The following is a 21055-nucleotide window of genomic DNA, read 5'->3' as shown; positions in this document are numbered from 1 at the left end:
ATGTCTTCATCAGAGACGTCGATCTCTTCATATGGATCTGTTTCTGTTTCTTCCGGTTCGTAGTTGTCAGACTCTGCTTAGTCAGCAAGCAAGTCTTCAATCAAAGGCATGAAGACCTCAGGGTCTCTGACTCCACTACGTCGTTAAAACCTTGCACAGTATCAGGATCCAATTTGGCAGTTGCCCATGCTCCGTACTCAGGGGTTGCTTTCTGATCTTTTACCACCATGCTTTAGTTTCTTTTCTCTGTTGATCCCACTTGAAACTTCTCTGTTCAAGCATCCACAAGACTGAGACTTGCCGGACTTAAGATCACCTGTCGAGACAAGATTCTCGTTACCGCATTGACATCTGAAATGCCAGTAAAGCCTTTGTTTGATTGATCCTAAACATTCGATTGCTATTAGCCTTCCAAACTCTTCTCCAGTCAGATATAACGGTTTCGGCATTCATGAATCTCCTTGGTAAACAACTTTCAGATTCTTCTGTTTTGTCCTTTGTTCGTTGGTTAAAAGGTTTAGCGACTTACATCAGCAGAGCTGAATGCACTCTTCGATGTTCGTAGGGATATTCCTCCCTTGTCGAGAGGAGTTCCCTTGATTTGTACTGCGATATGAATTCGGCTAGATGTTTTGGTGAGTGTTACCCAACACAACCATCCACTCGGCCCGCCACCGAAAATTCATAGAGTCCTCTCAGGAAATTCTCTAAAGCTTTTTGAGTGCGGGTGATCGCCTGCGTTATAATAGGGAGTTATGTCGGCATTTCAAAGGAACAGAATTACTAAGCAACAGCGGCATCGATATGTTCGGAGGATAGCTTGGGTCCTAATGTCCTTCGGCATTATCGGCCGGTTGCTGACAAGCTTTGCCTCAGCGCAAGACTTGCCAACCATGGAAGAGCGCGCCGCCTGGTTGATCGAACAATATCGAGATGAGTCTATAAAACCCAATGCCAAACACGGACCTGCGGTGGCCTTGGCGCGTCTCTCGCTGAACCCTGACGACGACTATGTGATCGACCGAATCACCCACTACTACGATGAATTGTCAACTGGTAGGAACGGTGAACAATTCAGTTATTATGGGATTGCGTGGGTCTTAGGAAAATATTGGGATAAATTTACACCTGCTCAATTAGACCATCTGAAGAACAGGCTCAAAGGTTTCAACGATTTACTTGGCCACGGGACCGAGAATCACGCCATAATGAAGGCTGTAGGTGCATATCTCTTTGCTCAGTATTGGCCTAATGAAAGTGGGTGGGTAAGGGGTAAGAAAACCAGTGCGGAGGTTATGGAGACAACTCGCGAACAATTGCTGGCGGTGATGAAAAGCCTTTACGACAAAGGATATGCCGAAGACCTATCTCCAACCTATGCGCCGATTCATTTAGCTCCTTATTATGCTCTATACGAATGCGCGAAGGATCCTGAAATAAAAGCTGCAGCCGACGCTGCACTTCACTATCATCTCACCAATATAGCGGTTAACCACTATGAGGGAGTGACCATTCCCCCCGTGAATCGAGATAAGCCTTCAAGGATTGAGAACACAAATACAAGCAAAGAATCAAAGAACCTGAATACATCTTGGATCCACTGGCTCTACTGGGCCGACGCTCAGAACTGGATGGCGTCTTCGAAACTTCGCGGGAATGATCACCGCATCACCTACTCAGCTGTCACAAGCTGGAGGCCTCCCATCTTCATCGAGAGCCTTGCCAGGGGGGAGACTGCTCCTTATGAACTTACGGCATCAGTTCCTGATTTTGGGTTTTGGGGAGACGGCCGACCGGCAAATTCAATACGTTATATCTACCGAAATAAGCTCTACGCCATGGGAAGTGGATTCTTCCAGTACAACCCATGGGGTTATTACGTTTTCTACACAGCGTTTCGTCTTATTTATAAAAGTCCCGACCTCTATAATTTCTTCGAGTGTTACCACCCCTACTGGAGAAGCGATGACCGCTCTTGGCGAGGCTTAAACTCGCCGTTTCAGCAATGGGCACAGCATGAGAGTACGGCGATCGCCCTCTTCAATATACCTACTGCCGACCCGTGGGTAGGCCTTGGAAGGCCCAGAGGAGACTGGCAAAGACTCCGCGATTATCACTCAGACCAGTTGATACAGGAAGCGCTCTTAAGCTACCCGAAGTCGATCGATCAGAAAACCGAGGCAAACGGCTGGATCTTCTTGAGGGAAAGCGACGTCTATATAGCCATTCGTCCGCTGAATACTTACACGATAGACACCAACTATTCGCTGTCTACTGAAGATGTTGTCCATTCGAAGGCTCTTGAAGAATTCAATGTGATCCGCAGCGCCTTTGCGCAGAATGGCTTTGTATTCGATATAGCGACTAAGGGTGAGTTCGACTCGTTCGAGGCGTTTCAGGCAGCGGTGGGCAAGAACCCACTAGCCGTGGATTGGGACCAGCTTCACGTGACATACACCAACGTAAAGGGCGACACACTCACAGCTAAGTGGAACCCGCCGAATTACAACGTCCCCGAAGGAGAGAGGGTCCTGGTTCGGCCAGCCATCACGGTTAATGGAGTCGTAGTACAGATTGATAGCGATTTCATCAACGCCAAAGCGGTAATGAAATCTCCGTCCGTCGAGTTAGTCGACAGGATTTTGCGAATTAAGACACCGACAGGAAAGCTTGAGGTGGACTGGCGGCAAAAGGTACCAAAGTTCAGCAGATAGTAGTATCGCCGTTCGAGAAGAGGTGATTTTGAGGAAGGCCGTCTTGCTACGAGTGCAATCTCTTCATTGGTATGGTTTTGACAGTACTAAAACCAATTTCATCCTCAATCGTTTCCGCAATTGCACTTGCAATATTCAAAGAAATAACTTTACCTTTCTAGCTGGTATATGAATCAATCAGCGTCTTCAAAGCAATTGCATCTGTGCCAATAGGATCAACTATCTCCATATAAGCACTCATATAATCCGAACATCTGGATATAATTTCCCTGGCAACCAAAGTAGTTAAAGCATTTTCGGTTTCCTTCTTCAACAGCTCAGCAAAAGGCAAGTAGTGCTGCTGAAGTGTCCATATGCCATTTTGTGTATTTGAATAGTAATTTCTTGATTCTGTTTTTTCTAATTCTTTTATCTGATTTGCTTTTCCACGCTGTTGAAGCTCTAGTTCGCATTCAATTTCATTAGGGGTAGTCATAATTAAAAGTATGTGATGCTTGCATACCGTCGTAACAGCTTAATGAGAGTGACGAATGGGAATTATGCCTTGCAGCGCTTAAGATGATTATGAATGGACTGAAATCTGATGCGAATCAGTTAGTGATGTCCTGAATAAGGTCCCAAACCTTGTTCGATTCCCTCTGGAGTACCTCATCAGGGAAGGTGCCGTACCCTTAGCTGACTTAGATCCTATAGTAGAACCATGACCAGCTAGTTCTTCAATGATCCGTGCATCACACCCTGCTCTTCTGGAGAGTTCGTAGAAGGTATGTCTTGAGCTGTGTACTGGCGCTAAGGGATCAGTGATCAACTTTCTAAAGGTCTGTCTGATGCGTTGTTTCTTGTAGGTGGGTTTAGTAAACCCATCTGGAAGGGGTACACGGCGGTGAGTTGAGAGAGTCTTAGGTCTCCAGACAACCTGTCCGTCTTTCTTTTGTGGAACAACGATGAGGCAAGGTCTTCGATCTGAAAGTGCACGTGTTCACCTGTGCGGATGCCAGTCATCAACGGCCAGTAGCAAGGGTGTTGGTGGTACTTAAGCAACGTGATCTCTTGATCAGTAAAGGCACGACGTTCTTGCCTGCTTCTGGCTGTGTAGGGAACGTCTAAGAAGGGGTTCCGCTGTAGGTAGTCCTGAGCAACTAGGTCTTGGCAGATCGCAGACAAAAGACTGAGGCGTGATCTGACGGTTGAACTGCTGATCTTCTCTTCGAGTGCAGCAATGAACTCCCTGATCAATGTTTGTTGAGGTCAGAGGGTGAGCCAAACGGTCTGACTTCCTCTACTGACTTCTGCGCCTGTTTGATTGACCCTTCTGCCAGGTTCCGTGCATTGGCTTTGTTGCGCTCTTTGATCCACAGAGCAAGAGCTTCATCCCATGTGACAGGTAGAGGCTTTTGACCTGTGATCGCGTCCAGTACCTGTCGATGACGAATGTTTTTCTCGTCAACGAAACGAACACCTAGGACAGCTGCAGCCTTTTCAGAAGCAGTCAAGTCTGATCCATCTGGTGTAAGAGCAGACCCTGAGTTCAGTGCAACTTTTTGCCTGAAGGAAGGGTCTGCTAGTTGCCGCTGTAGATCGCGCTCTAGCTCCTGAAGAACACCACCAAACCTTTTCAGTGCAGTGTTGTAGTCATCGGTCTTCAGGGACCTTGTTAGTTGAGTTCTACCGGCTGCCTCACGTAAGGGAGTAGGCACAACAAGACGGCAGTAGTAAGTCCCACCTGACTTCTTTTGGTAGGGACCCTGCTTCTTTCTGCCCAATGGATTGTGTGACCCTTTGTGTGACCTTTTGTGTGACTACCTTACACGACAATCCCAGTTGTGCACTGCTTTTTGCCTGTTTCGCGCAGAAACCAGCTGCTTTAGGTACTGGGGTCAAGGTCAATGGACCCAGTGGGCAACTGACATCTACGATCAGGGCATGAAGCATCTGGATCGATAGTGTGACCTCTTGGATCGACCAAAAGGCTCCATCACTCGCGACGGGCAACAGTCGACTTCCTTTCTCAAAGCACGGCTCGACATAGACCACTGGATGGCGTGACTTCAGTCGACGATATTCAAAGGCACGCGTCTCGAAGAACTATCGATGACAAACTGCACGCAGGAATAAGTAGAAGAGATGGCGAATAGTACAAACCTGGTTCTGTTGTAACAGAAGGAGGTGGGGCTTGGGGGGCTTCAAGGTCCATGCCTTCCCATAGAAGGGCCTCGGAAATTTCTGCTGGGATTTAGGTGCTCAGAGCCATAGCGGCACCAAGACGCTGCTCTTGGTCTATTGCGGAGGAAAGCAGGTCGCTGATCTCTGCACTGAACACTGCTAACTGAAGAATACCCAAGAACGGATGGTCTGCCGCTTCAAGAACGACATGCCAACGCAGCACGCTCAATGGGTCGAAGTCGAAACCCCGTCACTGACAGGCAGCGGTCAGCCAGTTATCAGACGCATGCTCAGGAATAACGCCATCGAGGCATGGGAAACGATGCAGAAGTCAGGCGGGTGGAAGCGGTGTCAACTCAGGTGGTGACGCTCAGCAAGCCCAACACCCCTGCGTCATGTACAGAACCACTCATCGCTTGAGTGTGATTTTGGACGTAGCCACTCATACCGCATACGTATGGGAGGTCACGTCTGGGTTTTGCTCTCCTGAGGGCGCGCGACCAGAACCACAACCCCAAAGATCTGGAGCTGCCAAAGAAACGGCCCGACGAACACACCGACGATTGTCCAGGCCCACACGTTGCGCCCGAACCATTCGAACGCCATTGGAGCGACGAACGCTCCCAGAGGGCCGCCGGAAACGAGGCCGACCCAGCCCTTTCCGTCCTGCTGCTTCTGGTACTCCTCAGCACCGAGATTGCAAGAGCCATTTGCCTTGCTCAGGAAGTCATTACCAGCACCCGTTACGGTCCGTGCAGGCGCTGCGATGTCTAGGCACTGAAGCTCGAACCGTTCGCCGTAGCTCTTGGTCTCTGAGCCACCCCAAAAGCTTTTGGCCTCGACCGCTGCAGGGAAAAACGCCGCTGCACCCAGAAGACCGCCAACGGCAGAACTGACGAACACCCGACCGAGAGCTTTCATTTGATGCGAACTTGACCGACAAAAGCTACAAGAGAGTGCGTGTATCGGCGGACACATGTGTAATGACGACACAACAGCAGCAGAACCAACAACAGATTCCTTTCCCAATACATAAATGCAAACCCAAGCACCGTCACTGAAAGGGTGGTGAATGCGCATCCTCCAAACGAGCCAAAGTCACTTCTGAGCGAACAGCTTCAGCGAATCAACCGCATCAGCAATGCTGACCTTGACTAGCGGAATTCAAACATGCTGCGTGGAATTATTGATCATCGATGCATTCAATTCGATAAACACCAATTGAATGATAAGACAAATTATCAAATACATTTAAGCCCCTAATGAATTCCTGAAATCCAAATGATCATCAAACCTCAAGAATTTCAAAAAATATTTTTATTGAGAGCGACTGCATAACCTTCTGAAAAAGTAGGAATTACCGTTAAATATCACAACCACAAACTCATCAGAATCAACAACACCCTCATACTCAACACAGAAGGAGTCGACAAACTGATCTGAAGTTTCAATACCGATTGTCATCAGCACGCTGATAAACGAGTTGTTCTGATCTTCACCAAGAATGTAAGCAGTGTGGTCGGCAATCTCGTCGATCAGGAGTTGTTCATCAGCAGGCTTCTGCTCATACCAATCCGCATACCTCTGGCGCTCTTTGAGCGATTCACGCGAGAGACCACTCCACATCGACGCGCCTGCCTCAGGGCTGCCAATCAGACACGCTCTGATCGAAAACGGCAAGCATCATTTGTGGATCAGAGCCCCCATGACGATCGTCTCAGCAACTGAGGCTGGCCGGAGAATCAGCGCAACAGATCCGTTCAACCGGCGGAGCGGGAGCGACGACGTACAACCCGGCGACCATCAGGCGTCTGTTCCACGTCTGGAGCGGAGTCTGTCGACTTGGTCACGTCCTGGCCTTCAGGCTCGTTCTCAGGAGGTTCCTGTTCAGCGATCACACCAACCACCACAGCGGCCTGAACCTGGTCATGCAGATCGCCAATCACCATCAGGGCTTTGAGAGTGAGTTCAAGCCGAGACTCTCGCGGAAGGCCCGGGCGCAGTTTCTTGACTGAGCCCCAGAGCTCAAGCGCCACCTCTCTGAGGAGTTCCTTGTCTGCCATTCGAGCCCGAAGCGATCCGTCTAATCGATCGCATCAACCTACCGTTCAGAGTGCAGCATCTCTCAGCTGATCGGAGAATTGGCTGCAGACCGTTGCCAGAAACCCTCTGAATGCCATCTGAACGCGTCAGGATGGCGCCATGGCTTTGACTCTCGTCTATGACGGCGGCTGCCCTTTCTGCAGGCATTTCGCCCAGCGCAGTGAACTGGTGGGTGGTTTGCCCGACCTTGTGATCAGGGATGGGCGCAGTGACCAAGCGCTGAGGACGGAACTCCGCGACAAAGGATTCAATCTCAGCAACGGCGCAGTGCTGATGGACGAAGAGCACATCTGGCATGGCAGTGAAGCCATCTCAATGCTCTGTCAGCAGCTGTCCCCCAGCGATCCGTTGATGCGTCTGCTGAACACACTGTTCAGCGATTCCGGCCGTGCCAGTCGTCTCTATCCGGGGCTTCTCCTGGCCAGACAGATCGCACTGGGCCTGCAAGGTCTTCCTGTTGATCCTGATCAGGCTTGAACGGAGCTTCCCAGCAGATTGGCGGCAAGTTGTTCAGCAGAGTCAGCAGCCTGATCGTGCTGATAAGCGAACTCTTCAAGTTCAGAATGCAGTTCGAGCAGCATCACAGCCATTGCATGGGCCAGTTCGCTGCTGAAGCTGATCTGCATGGAACATCCAGGAAATCGACCGGGCGTTTCTAAAAGCTGCGGAGGAAAAGGCGTGGATGTCGTCAATGTGCCGTTACATAAGGGCCGCCCGCTGATCAGCGAACGGCCCCGAACATCACTTGTGTTCGCGTTGCCAGCGGCTGAAGTTGGCAGCGGAGAACTTGTGGCCATGGCGCATTCCAACCTTGGCGACACAGGTTGTATCCCCGGCGCACTGCTCAACTTCGCGTCGGATGTTGTCGTTGCCGTTGGCCCTGGCCATAAAAGTCTCCAGCTGTTTCATGGACATGGTGAACCTCGAAAGGGATTCTTCACCGCTAACCAATCCTGAAGAGAGCATCACAATCCATCGGTTTTTCTTCCCCAGCGACCACTCCCTGACAGCCAAAATCACATCAGCACGCCGGGAAGCGGATTTCTCTGCTCTGAAGGACCGGGGAGCTGAGGCAAAGGCCCCTGCTGAGGCAGAACCCTGTACTGAACCCGTACGCGGGTATTGGCCGCGCAGTGGGTGATCAGCCCTAGAAGCAGCACCAGCAGCATGCCTGTGGTTGCGCGTTGACTCATGCGCAGACCCGCCTGAATGAAAGGTCATCCAGGAGGACAACCCTCCTGGATGGCGACAGCCTCCAACCCGCAGGAAGCTGAAACAACATCACTTGCGGCCAACAATCACAGGGGGAGTGCCACCGGCCCCACCAGGAAGCCCGGGAACGACCTGGGTCTGGCCATCCCACTTGTCAAGGAAGAGCTTGTAGAGAACCTGGTCATCAAGGCTCTTGTTGAGCGTGTCGTAGCGCAGCGCTTCCTGCTCAGCGATTTTGACCTCTGTCTGAGCACGCAGCAGCTGCTGCTCAGCGATCTGTTTCTGCTCAATGGCAGCCCTGTATTCCTCTGCGATCTCCAGACCGGTGAGATCCAGACCCACAACCTTCACGTAGTCGAACTGGTCCAGTTCCTCGGCGACGGTGGATGCCACCAGGGCGGAAATGTCATTCCACTCGGAAGCGATGGTGACCAGTTCGTACTGGGAGAACACCGACTTGAGTGCCTTCAGCAGCGAGGGCTGGATGATGCGCGGATACACATCGCGATCGCTGCTGGCGATGGTGCTGTAAACACGGCCGGCTTCATCCGGGCGCAGAGCGTATTTGATCGTGGCAGTGGCCTGGATCACCTGAAGATCCTTGGTGAGCGTGGCGAAGTTCTCCGGCCTCACCTGAGTTCGAATGCTGAATGGCCAGACCTGCTGAACCAGCGGTGCCTTGATATTCAGACCAGGCTGGCGCGGATCACCGCTCACCTTGCCGAGGGTGGTGATCACCGCAACCTCGCCGGCGGGGACCACGAACAGGGCCTGACCGAGGAGCAGCAGACCGGCAAGGACCAGGGCAACGATCGCGACAAGACCGCCTTCGGGTCCTCCTGGATTGGCCGATCGCATCGACGAAGGACTCTGCATGAAGTGATTGCGAATAACGCTCGAGTTCGCTCTCTTCTAGCGACAGCGGACGCTCTTCGCTCACGCGGCCGATCGAGCCCTGATAGCGTCCGCTCCTCCTGTCTGGGTCCCATGCTGAGAAGCCTGCTCTCACTGCTGTTTGTCGGCATCCTGCTGATGGCGCAACCGGCATGGGCTGCAGACCTGAAGCTCACCTCCGTGACCCTGGCTCCCTGCGACGCCTCCGATCCCGGTTCCCAGCCAGGCAGCAGCACCATGCAACGCAGCAACATCACTAGCCCGGAAGGAGCGAGCTGCTATGTGCTGAGCGGAAACGTGAGCAACCCCGGACGCAACTCTGTGATCGACACGGATGTGTACGCGCGGATTCTTGATCGCAGCGGAGAACCGGTGCTTCAGAACCGGACGCGGGTGGGATCAATCGGTGATGTCCTTCCCGGGGAGCACCCCTTTGCCTTGCGTCTGGCGGTGCCGGCTGGAACACCGGGACCCTTCGATGTGAAAAACCCCCGTGCCCGGGGTTTCAGTGCACCCGTGCGCAGCAGGGCCGGTGATGACGAGGAATTGCTGCCGCTTGAACAGGGTGTGGTGCAACCTGGACAGGACGACGGGATCAGCTGATGCTGCAGATGCTGCGGGCCGGAGCGGTGATCGTCCTGCTGCTGATTGGCATGGTGCTGATCAGCTACCACCCCCGTGCCAGGCAATCGGAGCAAAGAATGCGCTCACTGCAGGACAACCGGATGATGCCCAGAAACACGATGAGACGTCTGCGGCAGGACAGGCTCTAGCCGGTCATCCCCGCATTGAGCGGGAGATTCCTTCAACGGGGATTACCGATCATGAATTCGCCGACGGAGCATTCCAGACAGCCTGAAAGTCCGGACACCTGCTCAAACAACTCACTGCTGCCGAAACTCAGCCCACAAGGGGCGAGGCCCAGAGCGGTCGCCACCAGATAGAGCTGCTGGTAGATCGATCCCACATCTTTGAGGATCAGCGCGTAGGACAAACCGGTTTGCTGATGAAGACCTGCATTTCGGCCGTAACGGGCAGCCATCACAACAAGAACATCAGGTCGCTGGCCCTGCCCCGGCGAAACGGAAGACGACTGAGGCGCTCGACACGTCGAGGCGGCGGCGAGGTCAAGCATCTGCAGACACGGATCGGCGAGATCGTTCAGCTTTCCCAGAGAGTGATTGGCCGAGTCGTAGTGATAGAACCCCGACTGAAGACCGATGCACCTGTTGATGCACAGATACAACTCGATTGAATGCAGCGCACCAGCACTGGCGACAGGTCTCAACAAGCCTTCATAGGCGCGCGGAAGACCAGGGTCGCAACGGATTTCCTCGCGGATATGCATCGAATGCCAGAGGAAATCAGCCAGAACAGAGACATTCACAGGCTTGTCCTGATAGGAACGAATTGTTTTGCGACTGTGAATGACCTGAAAAAAACTCAGGTTGTTGTTGATGCGAGATGGCCTTGGCAGAGATTGCGAGCAGAGGATGATGCGTTGATGCTTCGCCGGATACCGTTCCTGATCGACTGGCCTGGGAACTGATTGCCCGCTGCAAAGATCAATCATCTGCTCACGCGTATGACAGTGAAACTCAAGATCTTCAGCAGTCCAGCCAGCATCAACTGCCTCCTTGTCGACATCAGGAACTCCCTGAACATCACAAATCCCAGCGGTACCTGAGCTCAACAGCATTGAGACAACATCGGCACAGTGCTCCTGAAGATCATCAGGAAGTACCTTTCTGATGATCTCTTCATCGCACTCTGAAACGAGTTGCACGAGGATCGGGAACAATCTTTGATCCAGGACAAGAACAGCTCCGGCAGACAACGGAGAACTGATCCGGAGCCCATCATTAAAGGGCTGAACATTGACATATCTTGAAAACCTGATGCGGAAACCGCCCTCTGGCACTGTCCTTCGATGAAGCATCGACCTGACAGGCTTGAGACAAATTGCAGCACCGTTTACGCCACTGATTTCAATTAAAAGCAAACCTTTCGCATAAAAATTGTCCAGATCAGCCAAAAGCTCAGACCGACATGGCTCGTTGACAAGCGGATTGTTTTTGATTGAAAGCTGTTCCCGCTCAACTCCATCCGTCGACAGATCTCTCAAAAGGGCCTTGAACGAGTCACTCGGATCTTCAAAGCGAAGGCTGTGCCGGATTGAATTCAAGCGTGTGGCATACGGAGTTGTGATGACACAATCGCTCTCCTCCGAACCGACGTGAACACCATCTCGGAATCGATAACTGAGCATTGTCGCAACCCTAGCCTCGGGCGTTCACAGCGAAATCAGCAACATCGCAAACCATGGCTGCAAACAGGCCAAAAATCTTTCTGGAATCCAAAACAGATCTGATCAACCTGAGAGCATCAGTGGATCAATCAATGACACAAAGTCATTCAGAGCGAAATTTGTGCGCTTAAAACTAAATTTACAATTAAGCAATCTCAGGCAAATTCTTCAAATTTTAAAAACGATAGTGAATCGCAAACTACCATCAGCAACAAACCCGATCCATCAACAACGGCTCAAGCTAGATATCTCCAGAATTTTTTATTAACTGCAATGCGCATCCAGAAATACAAAGACATCAGAAATGCCCCGAGGAAACCAAGTCCCATTCCCCACATCAAAGTATTTTCAACTCCAAGAAAATCCATGCAATGAAAAAATGCGCCGGCCATGAAGAACGCAAAGCCATAGGCCCTGAAATTCTTCGGCAATTCATTGGCCTCTTGTTTGGAACTGTTCATTTCCGGTTGAAACCCCTGTTCAGAAAAGTGAACCATGCCCCAGCCACCAGAAGCATGGCCGGCAAGCCCGCAAAGAAGACACTGGAATCAGATTCCGAAGCACTCACAATCCAGAAGAGTCCCCAGAACCATGTCAGGAGAAATACAAGATTGAGAAGCAGCTTTGAAGAGAACTGAGCAATCAGCACTTCTCCAACTCGCCGCTGAAAAGTTGTGGCTTGCGTGTTAGCCATAATCATCATCGACAATTAGATTTTGATACTCACGCGCACTGGTGGCGTATCAATTGCTCCAGAGCGCAAGGTCTCCTCGGCCGGTACCAGGAATCAATTGATGCCAAGACTCTCATGCAGAGCGAGTCCTGATTTTTCGACTGCTGTGTTTCAGGCATCAGCCGATATTGATGGCTTCTTTGAAGCCACAACTGAATGATGACTCGAGCAGCGAACTGCCAACGGGCTCAAAACAACGAAAGCTGACCATCAGAACTGCCTGAGACCACTTCCCAGCCGTCCGGGTCCCATGAACCAAGGAGTGGCTCAAGAGCTTTCAGCTGCTGGCCATCAAGCGATTTCATCCAGGCGTCCTCCAGTCCATCCGGAATCAGAACAGGCATGCGGTGATGCAGGGGCCTGATGAGCGCATTCGCAACCGTGGTGAGAATCGTGCAGGTATCCACTTCACTGCCATCACTTCCCAGCCAGCGTTCCCAGAGGCCAGCAAGCCAGAAGGGGCGTTGATCGGTGCGCCTGATGGCACGCCCCTTTTCAAAAAAGCAACTGGCAGGAATCAGACAGCGGCGATGACGCCAGGCACCGCGGAAACTGGGTTTATCCGCCACCGTTTCCGCGCGGGCATTGAAAGATCTGGGGCCCTGGGATGGATCCTTCTGCCAGCCGGGAATGAGACCCCAGAGCATCAACGACGCCTCCGGTCCCGACTGATCCATCCGAAACCCCAGCAGGGGCTCTCCGGGAACAATCAGGTCTCTGGGGGCATAACGGCTTCGATGCTCCACTTCCATTCTGTTGAGCAGTGCATCAGGCAGCTGATTCAGGGGCAGCGAAAGGGCGTAACGACCACACATCTCGAACGGATCTGATCAGGATTCCTGACGAAAAATACGTTCCAGGTCTCGACGAAACTGCTGGGAACTGAGTGGACGCTCTCCCTTGCGGCGATTGTTCCGAATCATCAGTGCACTGATCCACCAGACCTGCAGACCAGCAAAAACGGATCCGACCACAAGCAGGCTGAATGTGGAGGCGTCGGGCTGGAAGGGCATCCGCGAAGCGTCAGATCAAGCAAAATGAGATATCCCGCCTTGGATCCATGAAGGAGATCAGCATTTTCGAGCTGATAGCCCGCAACTTTGCTCGTTTCGCTGCGGTATCCGGGGTGATTGCCCTAGTGATTTGGCTCACCTGGGTGTTGCTCGACTTCGAGCATATGAACAGTGGATTCACCCTGCCTCAGTCGGTTTACTAAGGCAGGTGAGGAGCAGACTCAGCCCACGCCGTCGGCAACAACATCAGCCTTGACATCGCTGGCTGCTTCAGTTTCTGCGCTGAATGCAGCTTCAAGCCGATCGGCCTGTGAACGTGTGTCAGGAGCGAATCGACGAACAATCAATTCATCGACCGAGAGCTGGCCCGGACCAACCGCCAGGATTGCTGCAACGGCAGCAAAGTAGAGACCGAGCAATTCGAGCAGATAGATGTTGAACCCTGCAGTGCTGATGGCGTGGTAGATAGCCACAGTCATGGTTCCGAGGATGGCCAGGGCACCGAAACGAGTCAGCAGACCTGTGATCAGCAACCAGCTGCCACCCACCTCTGAGAAAGCAGCGATGTAAGACAGAGTGATCGGAAATGGAAGCCCGAGAGGGCGAACAAACGCGTCAGCGAAATTGTCGATATTGGCGAGCTTTTCGTAACCGTGATGAATCAGGAGAACTCCGGTGAAGACCCGAAGAACCAGAAGACCTGCATCGGCAAGGAATGGACGCGTAAGGATTGCCCTGATCACAGAAATAAAAGATAGTTTACGAAACGTAAGGGAAGACCCCCTCACTGCGTGTGCCCAAAGAGCGAATCAAGCGAAAATTAAGCAGAAATACTCAACAAAGCGCAAAACGCTGCACTCGGTCAAAAGCTACGAAATGAAGCAACATTACGAGTCCTTGACATGGCAGACGAAACCCTCATCTCTTTGTTGCTCGGCTGAGCCGCCATCAATCGACGAATCGCTTGTAAAGCCAGCGCACGAATCCACCGACGACGGGTACCGGCTCAAAGGTCGGACCCACGAAATCGAAATAATCCCGGTGATCCTCCACCTTGCCTTCGGCGTTGAAGCGCAGACGGGTTGCTCCGGGATAGATGAATTCGATTCCTTTGATTTTGAGTCCCATTTCCCATTCCACAAAGGCTGTGTCTCCCTCAACGGCGATGGCCGCCGGAGTGAGGTAAACGTCATCACAGCGCCTCATCAATCCGTCCTGCGCCTCGACATACGCCTTGATGCCCTGACGTTCCTGCGTCGGGTCCTTGAAATGCACGTTTTCGTCATAAAGCTCCCGCCACTGCTCTTCGCTCGGAGCAGGCGTTCCGTAGGGCTTTGTGAACAGTTCACGCAGACGATCAACGTTCACAGAAGACAAGCGGATGAGGCCACACACTATTCAGATCTCAGCTGAGGTTGCATAAGCTTCTGGGCCGCACAATCCCTCCGCTCATGCCCGAAAAGCAATATCAGTACGAACCCGTGGAAGCCTTCGGAGAAAGCCTCACCACCAATCGTCCCTGGAACACCTCGGCACTCGAGATCGTGGAGCGGATCAATGGACGCACCGCCATGGTGGGGTTTGCCGCCGCAGTCATCGGCGAATGGCTCACCGGACAGGGGCCCGCAGGCCAGGTGATGGCCCTGATCCGCTGGTACCTCAGCTGAATTTCAGGACATCCGCCTGGCCATCATCCAGCCGTCAGTTCATGCAGGGCTGAGTAGTCGCCGCAGTCGAGTTCCGTGCCCTCAGCGCGATCCAGCAAACTTGCAAGTCCGTCAAGAGCGGAGGCGTTCACCCCCGCCAGCCGCGCCTCCCGCAGAAACAGAAAAAGATCTTTGCGCAACAGGCTGGTGCTGAAATTGGGGTCGGAGTAATGATGCGACATCATCCGCTCCAGCTTTTTGTCGACGGTGGGGGCATAAAGCGCTGAGGGGCGCAGCACGTCCATGAAGCGATCAACGTCCAGACCCGAGGCCTGAACCAGGCGAAGAGCCAGTGAATATCCATGAGTGAGGCTGGCGATCAGCTGATTGAGAGCCAGCTTCGAGGCTGCGCCCGTACCCACGGCACCCATCAGACGAGGCTCGGACGCCAGCTGCCGAAGCAAAGGCAACTGAGCGTCAAACACATCCTGCTCGCCACCGGCCATCACCAGCAACCTGCCCTTCAATGCTTCAGGGCGGCTGCCAAGCACGGGTGCTTCCAGATAGGTGCCACCCTGAAGGCGAACCTGCTCAGCGAGCGCAACACTTTCACTGATGCCCATGGTTCCCATCGGCATCAGGCATCGTCCCTTCAGGGAGCCGAGGCTGCCCGCCACCTCCGTCGTGACCGGACCATCACGCAACACCGTGATCAGCACCGAGGCAGTCTCAACGCCATCGCCCGGCTGGCTCAGCTGACGGGCTCCTGCCTGCACCAGCGCCGCGCAGCGGGAGGGATTTCGGTTCCACACGTTGAGCGTGACACCCACTTCGAGCAGCCGCTGACCGATCGCAGCGCCCAGGAGACCAGTGCCGAGCAAGGTGATGGTGGTCATCAGACAACCTGGAATTCCTTCCACCATGCAACAGGCTGCAAACCAGATCGAACTGACCGATCACCTCGATGCACCTGACTGAAAGGTGAATGCCTGCGCGAGATCAGCCAGAAGGATCGCTGAGTCAGAGATCGCAGACATCGGTGGTCGATCAGGCTTGATCCAGCAACCAATAGAAGATGTCCGGCCTCAGGTGATGGCGAGAAAAATCCAGCTCCCACTGTCCAAACGTCCCGGCTCCGGTACTGCCGCGTGGGCCACACTGACCTTCGCCTACGTCGCAGCCTGGGCTCTCTGGGGATTGGTCAATGCGTCTCCAAGCCTTTGAGCGCAGGAGCCTGAACACTTGTCGCCTGATAGGCCAAACCCGGCAGTGGTGAGATGGATCGGTCGTCAGCACGACATTGCATCAGGGTCTCATGAACACCAGCTCTGCTCCAATTCACTCGCTGGCTGTTGCGCTGCTGGCGGTGGCCGTGATTGTTCTGGCCATCAAGGAACCACGATGCGAGTGTGACAATGACCTGCCGTCCTCAGAGACGCCAGCTGCTCGGCAGGCTGAACAGCCCCGCCCTTCGAGAACCGGTCGCCGGCGTGAGCTGCGCAAATTTTGAACTGCACTCAGAAGTCGTTCACTTGCAGGGATTCAGCACATCGAGTGCACAGGGAAAGCCTGCAGTTCAGGCAGACCTGGAACCTTCCTGGTTCTTTTGTGGAGCCGAGACGGGTCGGATGAACAGATCATCGAGGTAGCGCTCCGTCACGGCCCTTTCACTGCATCCGTTCTGGTAGAGGAATCGTGCCAGAGCGGAACTCATCAGCTGGTATTGATCCCAGTTGGGGTTGGCACCGATGAAACCCTTCATTGCAGCGAAAAGGACTTCAGGGATTTCAGATTCCAGGCTCACAAAGGGCGTCTTATCCTCAGAGACACCGACCAGCTCCGGATTGATACAGCTTTCCAGTTGATTGCGATCCATTCAGTCCTGATGGTCCTGCTTCCGGCCACCACAAAGCCATGAATGGGGAAGGGCGTCAAAGTCCTCTCGGAATTGCCAGCGATTCCTGATCTGAAATGAGACTCGCCAACCCACCTGGCTTTTGAGCTTGGTGCTGCGTCCCGGCACACCCTTTCACAAAGCACGGAGCTTTCTGTCAAGCAGCGAATGGCACGGGAGCCGAAACCCACAAACCTGCTTTCCAGCATTGCCGTTTCGGAAAAAACCTGTGGAAAACATTTTCAATCCCTGTGGAAAAGCGACGCTTTTTCCCACAGGGATTGAAGCCATTAGCAAGGCTGATCCCTTGAAGTCTCACAGGACCCAGCGCGAGCAAAGACGCCTGAGAAGCCAGAAGGACGAGGAACTGTCAGGGATTGAAGTGATGCTTGCTACTGAGTGCTTAGTAGACAGCGATCGAAATCGGATCAGGGAGGAACCCAGCTCAGGCCGGCTGCTGCTGGGGGCCAAGGAACGGCCTGGGGTCCTGATCAAAACGATGCTCAAACGGCAGAGCGTCCGACTGCTGATCACCATCCAGTGCAGCCGTCGACTCCAGAACCTTGCGCAACACGCGGGCGCTTTCCAGCGGCATGTCGCGGGGTACGGAGATCCGGTCACGCAGATAGCGCAGCGCCGAGGCTGAGCCTCTCTCCGGTGTCACTGGCTGTTCCAGAACCATCGCGGTCAGCGCGGCTCTCAACGGTTGGTCGAAGCGATCCCCCAGTGGGTTCCGGTTCACAAGAGTGCACCGATGCCTCAACACCCTTTCAAGGGCTCGCTCCCTGGCCGACACCGTTGAGCCTGAACAGCTCCAGCGACTTTCAAGCTCATCGAGTCCTGCGCCGCTGTCCACCGCCCGAGCCATCCGCAGCTGAGCATCGCTGCCGTCAGACCAGCAGCCACCCATCTGCGGTGGCAGATCATGGGCATGGGTATGCACATCGCTCTGGGTGCCTCGATAAGTTGCCAGCCGCTCAAGTGCCGCGAGCCAGCGATCGATTCCGGGATGCTCCCGGCGTAACGCGAAACCCTTGAAATAGGCGAGTGAGGCATTCATGCGTTCCACGTAGGGAATGAACACCAGATCGGCCGTGCCGGGCTGCGGCCCATCAGGTGCATCCGGATCCAGCCAGCTGCCTCCACCGCTGGCGAGCGCCTGCTCCATCTGCCGGGCCACACGCTGAAACTGATCGCGGGCCTGACCCTCCTGACGCTCTCCCAGCCCGGGAGTGCACAACCAGATACACCAGGCTCTGAACAGCAGGCGCTCCAGATCTCGGAGCCGTCGCACTCGTCGGTCAGCCATCGGGGCTCCGACAGGACCGAAGCTTCGTTCCAGAGACTCCAGGATGCGATCGCTTTCAGTGATCAGCCGCCCATCGAGATCAAGAGCCGGCAACATCCCGGAGGGTACGAGTGCAGTGAACCAGGGCTCCTTCGGGCCATAGCAGCGCATCGTCACTTTGCGGATCCGGTATGGAATCCGGCGAAACTCAAGCCAGAGCCACACCTTCTGACAGTAAGGGCACCAGGCATGGTGATCACGGAACAGTGTGACCCGCACCGATGCCTCCGGCTGACCGAACAGACGCAGCGTGGCCTGAGCGTTGGCAGGCCCTTCAATGCGCTCGGCTGCCGGTGGAGCGAGAGCATCCAGGGCAGACCAGCTGAGCGCATCTGCGCCAGGTCGGACTTCTGTCATGACATCCTCGGAGCACCGCTGCATGATCTTCGCCGCAGCGGATCACCCGTGGACATGGATCACAGCCACCTCCTGGATCTCGAGAAGCAGGCTCGACGCCAAGGTTCCGGTCTGACTGCAGGCGACCTGGTGGGTTACTGGCAGCTGAACACTGTCTGGCCGAAGGGACGCAATCAAGCCGACGCATTCAACGGCTGGCTGTTGCGGCGCATCGGCGCCTGCCTCGAAATCAGCGAGGGTGTATCCGATGGGCTTCAACTGCGCAACGCCGTCTCCCTTGCGGGTCTCACCCTCCAGTTCACTGGACCGGGACACCTGAATGGCCGCCAGCCACTGCTGAAGTTCCGATTTGAAAGGGTGGAGCTGACACTGGGCGGATTGATGCTGTTGAAGCGCGACCTGCCGGCACCTCAATCGGGTGGTGAGCCGTTCTTTGCTCTGATCAGCCGTAACACTGAAGGTTGGCTGGCCGCACGAGGCAAAGGCGGTGGACTTGCGCTTTGGACCCTCAGGGATTGAGACGCTGTTCAAGCCAGCCGTCTCGGAGCTCCCAGCAACGGCGCAGATGCGGATGGGGCTTGAGATCAAGCTGCTCCACACGATCCAGGGCGAGGCGCAGGATCAGCAGATGGGAGGGGATCGGTTCCTCATCAGCCACCTCCTGCGGCCAGGGTCCTTCCGGGCAGAAACAATCGCCAGGTGTGGGCCAGGCCCAGACCATGCGACCGGATGGTGACAGGCGTTGCCAATGATCGCGTAACGCCTCAGGTTCCTGCTCAGCGCTGACCAACACTGACGATCCGCGCAGCCGGAACTGTTCTCGCGCCTTGCGGAATAACCAGCACAATTCAACCCTCGGCTGACCGAGCAGCTCCGAAGGCTTGTCACTGCGGGTGTCGGTCAGCAGTTCCAGTTCACCGGCGGAACTCCAACCTCGAAACACCAGGGTTCGCACTCGTGGGGTTCCGTCGTGTGCAGTTGTCGCCAACTGAAGCCAGGTGGTGCCTGGAGAGCGTCCCTCCCGTTGACGAGCACCGCGCAGAAGTGGCCGCCAGGGGGGAAGACTCATCGCCGTTTCGGGATCAGCCGACATCATTCAGCCATGGATCAAGAAACGCGAGCGGGCGCTCCATCGTCGCCGAGAATCCGAGGATGCCACGGTCGCGGTAGATGTAAAGCAGGGAATCGTCGCTATCCAGCAGAAAAGTGCCTCCACGTTGAGTGATGAAACGATCATCGGGTACATAGGTGCTCCAGTGGCGCAGAACCTCGTTCATGTTGCGCAGGCGCAGAGTGGCCAGCTCGAAAGGACGTTGAAAACCCTCACCACCCGCCCGGCGGAACAAGCCAGCTGGAATCGGAGGCAGCACACCGGTCGACACGATTTCATCACCGGCAAAGCGTTGAGCAGCTGAACGGTCACCGGTGTAACCCCGCAACACCTCCGCCAGCGTTCCAGGTGAGCCGATCCCGGCACACATCAACAGAAGCGATGGCCAGGGCCCTCCCGGTGCCTGCAGGCCTGGTGAGAGCTCAAGGGCCTGATGCAACCTGGCATCCGACTCCACCTGGAGGAGCTCCCGTGGCATTCCGGTGAACGCGCAGAAGCGCTCAGCCCCAGCGGAATCGCCGATTGCAATGGCCAGTGGACGAATCCCTGCCTGATCAAGTCTGGGCAGCACAGGCACAAGAGCCTGGGCATATTCCATCGAATCAAAATCACCAAGCTGTGTAAGCAGCAGAATCAGTCGCTTGAGACCCTGATCGCGGGCCTGATTGTCTCCAATGCGTTCCAGCAGGGCTTCCGGTGCTTTCATGACTGGGTTGATGACAGTGCCGACAAGGGATCTGACCTGAACCTCAGCATGGTCTTTTTCGACAACGAACGGTGAGAGACCACCGCCACTTCCTCACAAAGAATGCTTGCCGACGAGCCTTGGTCGGTGCAGCTTGGGGGCAGCACAGACAAGGCTGACCATGGGAAGGGTCCAGAGGTTGGCAGCTCAGCGGCAGGTCACGCCCTACGAGCTGTCGCGCAACATTCTCCAGGAAGCCGGTTATGGGATCACACGCAGAGAAGCGAAGAACGCTGCCGGGCATCGTGGCTATGACGTGATCTTTCCCTGCACGATTGACGGTCAGCCACATCAGAAAATGATGCGGCGATCATGGCTGATCGAACTGGCTGAGCTGGTGCTGGAGGGATTCAAGCCTGAGGAGATTGCCACCAACTATTTCAAACGAGACTTTGATTCATGAAATGGTTTTGATCTGAACTCTTCTGGAAGCTTTCAACTCAACCTGCAATCAAAACCCTCTTTACTATTGAGGAGAAGAGATCAGATCAGCCATCAGGAACAATCTTTCAAACAGAAGTTCCATTGCAGAGCCTCACTCCGAGAGCACGTTTCTCAGCAAACGACATTTTTTTCACATTGCTTTCCTTGATCACCTCATCAACGCAGTGATTGAAATAACGCGCCTGGTTCGCCAGTGGAGAAATCTGGATCGCTCCATAGATCACGGCAAAGATCAACAGCACTGGATAGAGATGTGCGTTGATCAGTTCACGCGCCTGAGACATCGATGAAACCATCACTGACTGCGCGGTAGCAACGAAGACAGCATCGCGTCAAGCGAGAGCCTCATCACCAGTCGCCGAAAGCTGAG

General features: G+C 54.3%; 33 protein-coding genes. 12 read left to right on the top strand and 21 right to left on the bottom strand.

The features are described 5' to 3' along the window. Positions 1-893: 893 nt before the first annotated feature. Positions 894-2714, top strand: a complete 1821-nt coding sequence (locus SIB83_RS13105) for a hypothetical protein (protein ID WP_413746068.1) — start codon at positions 894-896, stop codon at positions 2712-2714. Positions 2715-2871: 157 nt separating this feature from the next. Here SIB83_RS13105 and SIB83_RS13100 read toward each other — a convergent pair whose 3' ends face one another. The 3 genes from SIB83_RS13100 to SIB83_RS13090 all read right to left on the bottom strand — a co-directional run bounded on the left by SIB83_RS13100 (position 2872) and on the right by SIB83_RS13090 (position 5106). Next, a complete protein-coding gene (locus SIB83_RS13100; protein WP_413746067.1) occupies positions 2872-3189 on the bottom strand; it encodes a hypothetical protein in 318 nt (105 codons plus the stop codon). Between the two features lie 757 nt (positions 3190-3946). Then, positions 3947-4477 (bottom strand): DUF6538 domain-containing protein, encoded by a 531-nt coding sequence (locus SIB83_RS13095; protein WP_413746066.1) that lies wholly within the window; start codon positions 4475-4477, stop codon positions 3947-3949. A gap of 470 nt (positions 4478-4947) precedes the next feature. After that, positions 4948-5106, bottom strand: coding sequence for a hypothetical protein (locus SIB83_RS13090; protein WP_413747408.1), 159 nt, complete (start codon positions 5104-5106; stop codon positions 4948-4950). Here SIB83_RS13090 and SIB83_RS13085 point away from each other — a divergent pair. Continuing rightward, positions 5062-5244, top strand: coding sequence for a DUF1651 domain-containing protein (locus SIB83_RS13085; protein ID WP_413746065.1), 183 nt, complete (start codon positions 5062-5064; stop codon positions 5242-5244). The genes SIB83_RS13090 and SIB83_RS13085 overlap by 45 nt on opposite strands. Before the next feature lie 98 nt (positions 5245-5342). Here the strand turns inward: SIB83_RS13085 and SIB83_RS13080 are convergent, their stop codons facing one another. From SIB83_RS13080 to SIB83_RS13070, 3 genes are all read right to left on the bottom strand, one after another. After that, the gene (locus SIB83_RS13080; RefSeq protein ID WP_413746064.1) at positions 5343-5798 is read right to left on the bottom strand and encodes a hypothetical protein; all 456 of its coding nucleotides are present in this window, start codon (positions 5796-5798) and stop codon (positions 5343-5345) included. A 396-nt stretch (positions 5799-6194) separates the two neighbouring features. Continuing rightward, positions 6195-6557, bottom strand: a complete 363-nt coding sequence (locus SIB83_RS13075; RefSeq protein ID WP_413746063.1) for a hypothetical protein — start codon at positions 6555-6557, stop codon at positions 6195-6197. 80 nt (positions 6558-6637) lie between these two features. Then, positions 6638-6940 carry a TIGR03894 family protein gene (locus SIB83_RS13070; RefSeq protein WP_413401813.1) on the bottom strand — a complete coding sequence of 101 codons (303 nt, stop codon included), beginning with the start codon at positions 6938-6940 and terminating at the stop codon, positions 6638-6640. 139 nt (positions 6941-7079) lie between these two features. Between SIB83_RS13070 and SIB83_RS13065 the strand changes: the two genes are divergently transcribed. Then, entirely contained in the window at positions 7080-7457 is a 378-nt protein-coding gene (locus tag SIB83_RS13065) for a hypothetical protein (RefSeq protein ID WP_413746062.1), read from the top strand. On the opposite strand, the gene SIB83_RS13060 is transcribed toward SIB83_RS13065, so the two are convergent. Next, the gene (locus SIB83_RS13060; RefSeq protein ID WP_413401809.1) at positions 7448-7606 is read right to left on the bottom strand and encodes a hypothetical protein; all 159 of its coding nucleotides are present in this window, start codon (positions 7604-7606) and stop codon (positions 7448-7450) included. The genes SIB83_RS13065 and SIB83_RS13060 overlap by 10 nt on opposite strands. Between SIB83_RS13060 and SIB83_RS13055 the strand changes: the two genes are divergently transcribed. Beyond that, positions 7605-7937, top strand: a complete 333-nt coding sequence (locus SIB83_RS13055) for a hypothetical protein (protein ID WP_413746061.1) — start codon at positions 7605-7607, stop codon at positions 7935-7937. The two genes, SIB83_RS13060 and SIB83_RS13055, sit on opposite strands and share 2 nt — an antisense overlap. A 59-nt stretch (positions 7938-7996) precedes the next feature. Here the strand turns inward: SIB83_RS13055 and SIB83_RS13050 are convergent, their stop codons facing one another. Together SIB83_RS13050 and SIB83_RS13045 are read right to left on the bottom strand one after the other, a co-directional pair. Then, positions 7997-8173, bottom strand: a complete 177-nt coding sequence (locus tag SIB83_RS13050) for a hypothetical protein (protein WP_413401806.1) — start codon at positions 8171-8173, stop codon at positions 7997-7999. A gap of 88 nt (positions 8174-8261) precedes the next feature. Beyond that, positions 8262-9068, bottom strand: a complete 807-nt coding sequence (locus SIB83_RS13045; RefSeq protein WP_413401805.1) for a prohibitin family protein — start codon at positions 9066-9068, stop codon at positions 8262-8264. Positions 9069-9179: 111 nt separating this feature from the next. Here SIB83_RS13045 and SIB83_RS13040 point away from each other — a divergent pair, with 111 nt between their 5' ends. Both SIB83_RS13040 and SIB83_RS13035 read left to right on the top strand, forming a co-directional pair. Further along, entirely contained in the window at positions 9180-9689 is a 510-nt protein-coding gene (locus tag SIB83_RS13040) for a hypothetical protein (protein ID WP_413746060.1), read from the top strand. Further along, entirely contained in the window at positions 9689-9859 is a 171-nt protein-coding gene (locus SIB83_RS13035) for a hypothetical protein (RefSeq protein WP_413401801.1), read from the top strand. The genes SIB83_RS13040 and SIB83_RS13035 overlap by 1 nt, the downstream gene beginning before the upstream one ends. Before the next feature lie 32 nt (positions 9860-9891). Here SIB83_RS13035 and SIB83_RS13030 read toward each other — a convergent pair whose 3' ends face one another. The 4 genes from SIB83_RS13030 to SIB83_RS13015 form a co-directional block, all read right to left on the bottom strand. After that, positions 9892-10872: a SagB family peptide dehydrogenase gene (locus SIB83_RS13030; protein WP_413746059.1), complete on the bottom strand. Its 981-nt coding sequence runs from the start codon at positions 10870-10872 to the stop codon at positions 9892-9894. Between the two features lie 758 nt (positions 10873-11630). Further along, a complete protein-coding gene (locus SIB83_RS13025; protein ID WP_413401797.1) occupies positions 11631-11891 on the bottom strand; it encodes a hypothetical protein in 261 nt (86 codons plus the stop codon). Between the two features lie 424 nt (positions 11892-12315). Next, entirely contained in the window at positions 12316-12942 is a 627-nt protein-coding gene (locus SIB83_RS13020; RefSeq protein ID WP_413746058.1) for an SOS response-associated peptidase, read from the bottom strand. Positions 12943-12957: 15 nt separating this feature from the next. Continuing rightward, positions 12958-13140 carry a hypothetical protein gene (locus SIB83_RS13015; RefSeq protein WP_413401794.1) on the bottom strand — a complete coding sequence of 61 codons (183 nt, stop codon included), beginning with the start codon at positions 13138-13140 and terminating at the stop codon, positions 12958-12960. 47 nt (positions 13141-13187) lie between these two features. Here SIB83_RS13015 and SIB83_RS13010 point away from each other — a divergent pair, with 47 nt between their 5' ends. Beyond that, complete coding sequence (locus tag SIB83_RS13010) at positions 13188-13343, top strand: hypothetical protein (RefSeq protein ID WP_413401793.1); 156 nt, start codon at positions 13188-13190, stop codon at positions 13341-13343. Positions 13344-13361: 18 nt separating this feature from the next. Here SIB83_RS13010 and SIB83_RS13005 read toward each other — a convergent pair whose 3' ends face one another. Both SIB83_RS13005 and SIB83_RS13000 read right to left on the bottom strand, forming a co-directional pair. Further along, positions 13362-13883: a DoxX family protein gene (locus tag SIB83_RS13005; RefSeq protein WP_413401791.1), complete on the bottom strand. Its 522-nt coding sequence runs from the start codon at positions 13881-13883 to the stop codon at positions 13362-13364. A 205-nt stretch (positions 13884-14088) separates the two neighbouring features. Beyond that, entirely contained in the window at positions 14089-14508 is a 420-nt protein-coding gene (locus tag SIB83_RS13000; protein ID WP_413401790.1) for a nuclear transport factor 2 family protein, read from the bottom strand. An 83-nt stretch (positions 14509-14591) separates the two neighbouring features. Between SIB83_RS13000 and SIB83_RS12995 the strand changes: the two genes are divergently transcribed. Then, positions 14592-14807 (top strand): chlorophyll a/b-binding protein, encoded by a 216-nt coding sequence (locus SIB83_RS12995; RefSeq protein WP_413401789.1) that lies wholly within the window; start codon positions 14592-14594, stop codon positions 14805-14807. Between the two features lie 23 nt (positions 14808-14830). Here SIB83_RS12995 and SIB83_RS12990 read toward each other — a convergent pair whose 3' ends face one another. Further along, on the bottom strand, positions 14831-15682 hold the full coding sequence (locus tag SIB83_RS12990) for an NAD(P)-dependent oxidoreductase (protein ID WP_413746057.1): 852 nt from the start codon (positions 15680-15682) through the stop codon (positions 14831-14833). 196 nt (positions 15683-15878) lie between these two features. Between SIB83_RS12990 and SIB83_RS12985 the strand changes: the two genes are divergently transcribed. Beyond that, a complete protein-coding gene (locus SIB83_RS12985; RefSeq protein WP_413746056.1) occupies positions 15879-16010 on the top strand; it encodes a hypothetical protein in 132 nt (43 codons plus the stop codon). A 91-nt stretch (positions 16011-16101) separates the two neighbouring features. Further along, a complete protein-coding gene (locus tag SIB83_RS12980; protein ID WP_413401783.1) occupies positions 16102-16296 on the top strand; it encodes a hypothetical protein in 195 nt (64 codons plus the stop codon). A gap of 66 nt (positions 16297-16362) precedes the next feature. Here SIB83_RS12980 and SIB83_RS12975 read toward each other — a convergent pair whose 3' ends face one another. Next, the gene (locus SIB83_RS12975) at positions 16363-16662 is read right to left on the bottom strand and encodes a DUF2811 domain-containing protein (protein ID WP_413746055.1); all 300 of its coding nucleotides are present in this window, start codon (positions 16660-16662) and stop codon (positions 16363-16365) included. A gap of 463 nt (positions 16663-17125) precedes the next feature. Then, positions 17126-18385 carry a glutathione S-transferase gene (locus tag SIB83_RS12970; RefSeq protein ID WP_413746054.1) on the bottom strand — a complete coding sequence of 420 codons (1260 nt, stop codon included), beginning with the start codon at positions 18383-18385 and terminating at the stop codon, positions 17126-17128. A gap of 54 nt (positions 18386-18439) precedes the next feature. On the opposite strand from SIB83_RS12970, the gene SIB83_RS12965 reads away from it, so the two are divergent. Beyond that, positions 18440-18904, top strand: a complete 465-nt coding sequence (locus SIB83_RS12965) for a hypothetical protein (RefSeq protein ID WP_413747382.1) — start codon at positions 18440-18442, stop codon at positions 18902-18904. Here SIB83_RS12965 and SIB83_RS12960 read toward each other — a convergent pair. Beyond that, entirely contained in the window at positions 18894-19454 is a 561-nt protein-coding gene (locus SIB83_RS12960; protein WP_413746053.1) for a pyridoxamine 5'-phosphate oxidase family protein, read from the bottom strand. The genes SIB83_RS12965 and SIB83_RS12960 overlap by 11 nt on opposite strands. Before the next feature lie 13 nt (positions 19455-19467). Continuing rightward, the gene (locus SIB83_RS12955) at positions 19468-20202 is read right to left on the bottom strand and encodes a peroxiredoxin-like family protein (protein ID WP_413746052.1); all 735 of its coding nucleotides are present in this window, start codon (positions 20200-20202) and stop codon (positions 19468-19470) included. A 160-nt stretch (positions 20203-20362) separates the two neighbouring features. Here SIB83_RS12955 and SIB83_RS12950 point away from each other — a divergent pair, with 160 nt between their 5' ends. Beyond that, positions 20363-20644, top strand: a complete 282-nt coding sequence (locus SIB83_RS12950; protein WP_413401777.1) for a hypothetical protein — start codon at positions 20363-20365, stop codon at positions 20642-20644. A 106-nt stretch (positions 20645-20750) separates the two neighbouring features. On the opposite strand, the gene SIB83_RS12945 is transcribed toward SIB83_RS12950, so the two are convergent. Continuing rightward, positions 20751-20969, bottom strand: a complete 219-nt coding sequence (locus tag SIB83_RS12945) for a hypothetical protein (RefSeq protein ID WP_413401775.1) — start codon at positions 20967-20969, stop codon at positions 20751-20753. Positions 20970-21055 lie beyond the last annotated feature (86 nt).

Source organism: Synechococcus sp. MIT S9507 (genome assembly GCF_047304715.1).
In the GTDB taxonomy this organism is placed as follows: domain Bacteria; phylum Cyanobacteriota; class Cyanobacteriia; order PCC-6307; family Cyanobiaceae; genus Synechococcus_C.
Note: the sequence above shows the minus strand (reverse complement) of the source record. Positions and strands in the feature narration are given on the sequence as shown.

Bases quoted from the DNA above. Each gene is read 5' to 3' on its own strand.
- SIB83_RS13105 (WP_413746068.1), top strand. From the start codon at position 894: ATGGAAGAGCGCGCCGCCTGGTTGATCGAACAATATCGAGATGAGTCT.
- SIB83_RS13100 (WP_413746067.1), bottom strand. From the start codon at position 3,189: ATGACTACCCCTAATGAAATTGAATGCGAACTAGAGCTTCAACAGCGT.
- SIB83_RS13085 (WP_413746065.1), top strand. From the start codon at position 5,062: ATGGTCTGCCGCTTCAAGAACGACATGCCAACGCAGCACGCTCAATGG.
- SIB83_RS13080 (WP_413746064.1), bottom strand. From the start codon at position 5,798: ATGAAAGCTCTCGGTCGGGTGTTCGTCAGTTCTGCCGTTGGCGGTCTT.
- SIB83_RS13070 (WP_413401813.1), bottom strand. From the start codon at position 6,940: ATGGCAGACAAGGAACTCCTCAGAGAGGTGGCGCTTGAGCTCTGGGGC.
- SIB83_RS13065 (WP_413746062.1), top strand. From the start codon at position 7,080: ATGGCTTTGACTCTCGTCTATGACGGCGGCTGCCCTTTCTGCAGGCAT.
- SIB83_RS13055 (WP_413746061.1), top strand. From the start codon at position 7,605: ATGGAACATCCAGGAAATCGACCGGGCGTTTCTAAAAGCTGCGGAGGA.
- SIB83_RS13060 (WP_413401809.1), bottom strand. From the start codon at position 7,606: ATGCAGATCAGCTTCAGCAGCGAACTGGCCCATGCAATGGCTGTGATG.
- SIB83_RS13050 (WP_413401806.1), bottom strand. From the start codon at position 8,173: ATGAGTCAACGCGCAACCACAGGCATGCTGCTGGTGCTGCTTCTAGGG.
- SIB83_RS13045 (WP_413401805.1), bottom strand. From the start codon at position 9,068: ATGCAGAGTCCTTCGTCGATGCGATCGGCCAATCCAGGAGGACCCGAA.
- SIB83_RS13040 (WP_413746060.1), top strand. From the start codon at position 9,180: ATGCTGAGAAGCCTGCTCTCACTGCTGTTTGTCGGCATCCTGCTGATG.
- SIB83_RS13035 (WP_413401801.1), top strand. From the start codon at position 9,689: ATGCTGCAGATGCTGCGGGCCGGAGCGGTGATCGTCCTGCTGCTGATT.
- SIB83_RS13025 (WP_413401797.1), bottom strand. From the start codon at position 11,891: ATGGTTCACTTTTCTGAACAGGGGTTTCAACCGGAAATGAACAGTTCC.
- SIB83_RS13020 (WP_413746058.1), bottom strand. From the start codon at position 12,942: ATGTGTGGTCGTTACGCCCTTTCGCTGCCCCTGAATCAGCTGCCTGAT.
- SIB83_RS13015 (WP_413401794.1), bottom strand. From the start codon at position 13,140: ATGCCCTTCCAGCCCGACGCCTCCACATTCAGCCTGCTTGTGGTCGGA.
- SIB83_RS13010 (WP_413401793.1), top strand. From the start codon at position 13,188: ATGAAGGAGATCAGCATTTTCGAGCTGATAGCCCGCAACTTTGCTCGT.
- SIB83_RS12995 (WP_413401789.1), top strand. From the start codon at position 14,592: ATGCCCGAAAAGCAATATCAGTACGAACCCGTGGAAGCCTTCGGAGAA.
- SIB83_RS12990 (WP_413746057.1), bottom strand. From the start codon at position 15,682: ATGACCACCATCACCTTGCTCGGCACTGGTCTCCTGGGCGCTGCGATC.
- SIB83_RS12985 (WP_413746056.1), top strand. From the start codon at position 15,879: ATGGCGAGAAAAATCCAGCTCCCACTGTCCAAACGTCCCGGCTCCGGT.
- SIB83_RS12980 (WP_413401783.1), top strand. From the start codon at position 16,102: ATGAACACCAGCTCTGCTCCAATTCACTCGCTGGCTGTTGCGCTGCTG.
- SIB83_RS12975 (WP_413746055.1), bottom strand. From the start codon at position 16,662: ATGGATCGCAATCAACTGGAAAGCTGTATCAATCCGGAGCTGGTCGGT.
- SIB83_RS12970 (WP_413746054.1), bottom strand. From the start codon at position 18,385: ATGACAGAAGTCCGACCTGGCGCAGATGCGCTCAGCTGGTCTGCCCTG.
- SIB83_RS12965 (WP_413747382.1), top strand. From the start codon at position 18,440: ATGGATCACAGCCACCTCCTGGATCTCGAGAAGCAGGCTCGACGCCAA.
- SIB83_RS12960 (WP_413746053.1), bottom strand. From the start codon at position 19,454: ATGAGTCTTCCCCCCTGGCGGCCACTTCTGCGCGGTGCTCGTCAACGG.
- SIB83_RS12955 (WP_413746052.1), bottom strand. From the start codon at position 20,202: ATGAAAGCACCGGAAGCCCTGCTGGAACGCATTGGAGACAATCAGGCC.
- SIB83_RS12950 (WP_413401777.1), top strand. From the start codon at position 20,363: ATGGGAAGGGTCCAGAGGTTGGCAGCTCAGCGGCAGGTCACGCCCTAC.
- SIB83_RS12945 (WP_413401775.1), bottom strand. From the start codon at position 20,969: ATGTCTCAGGCGCGTGAACTGATCAACGCACATCTCTATCCAGTGCTG.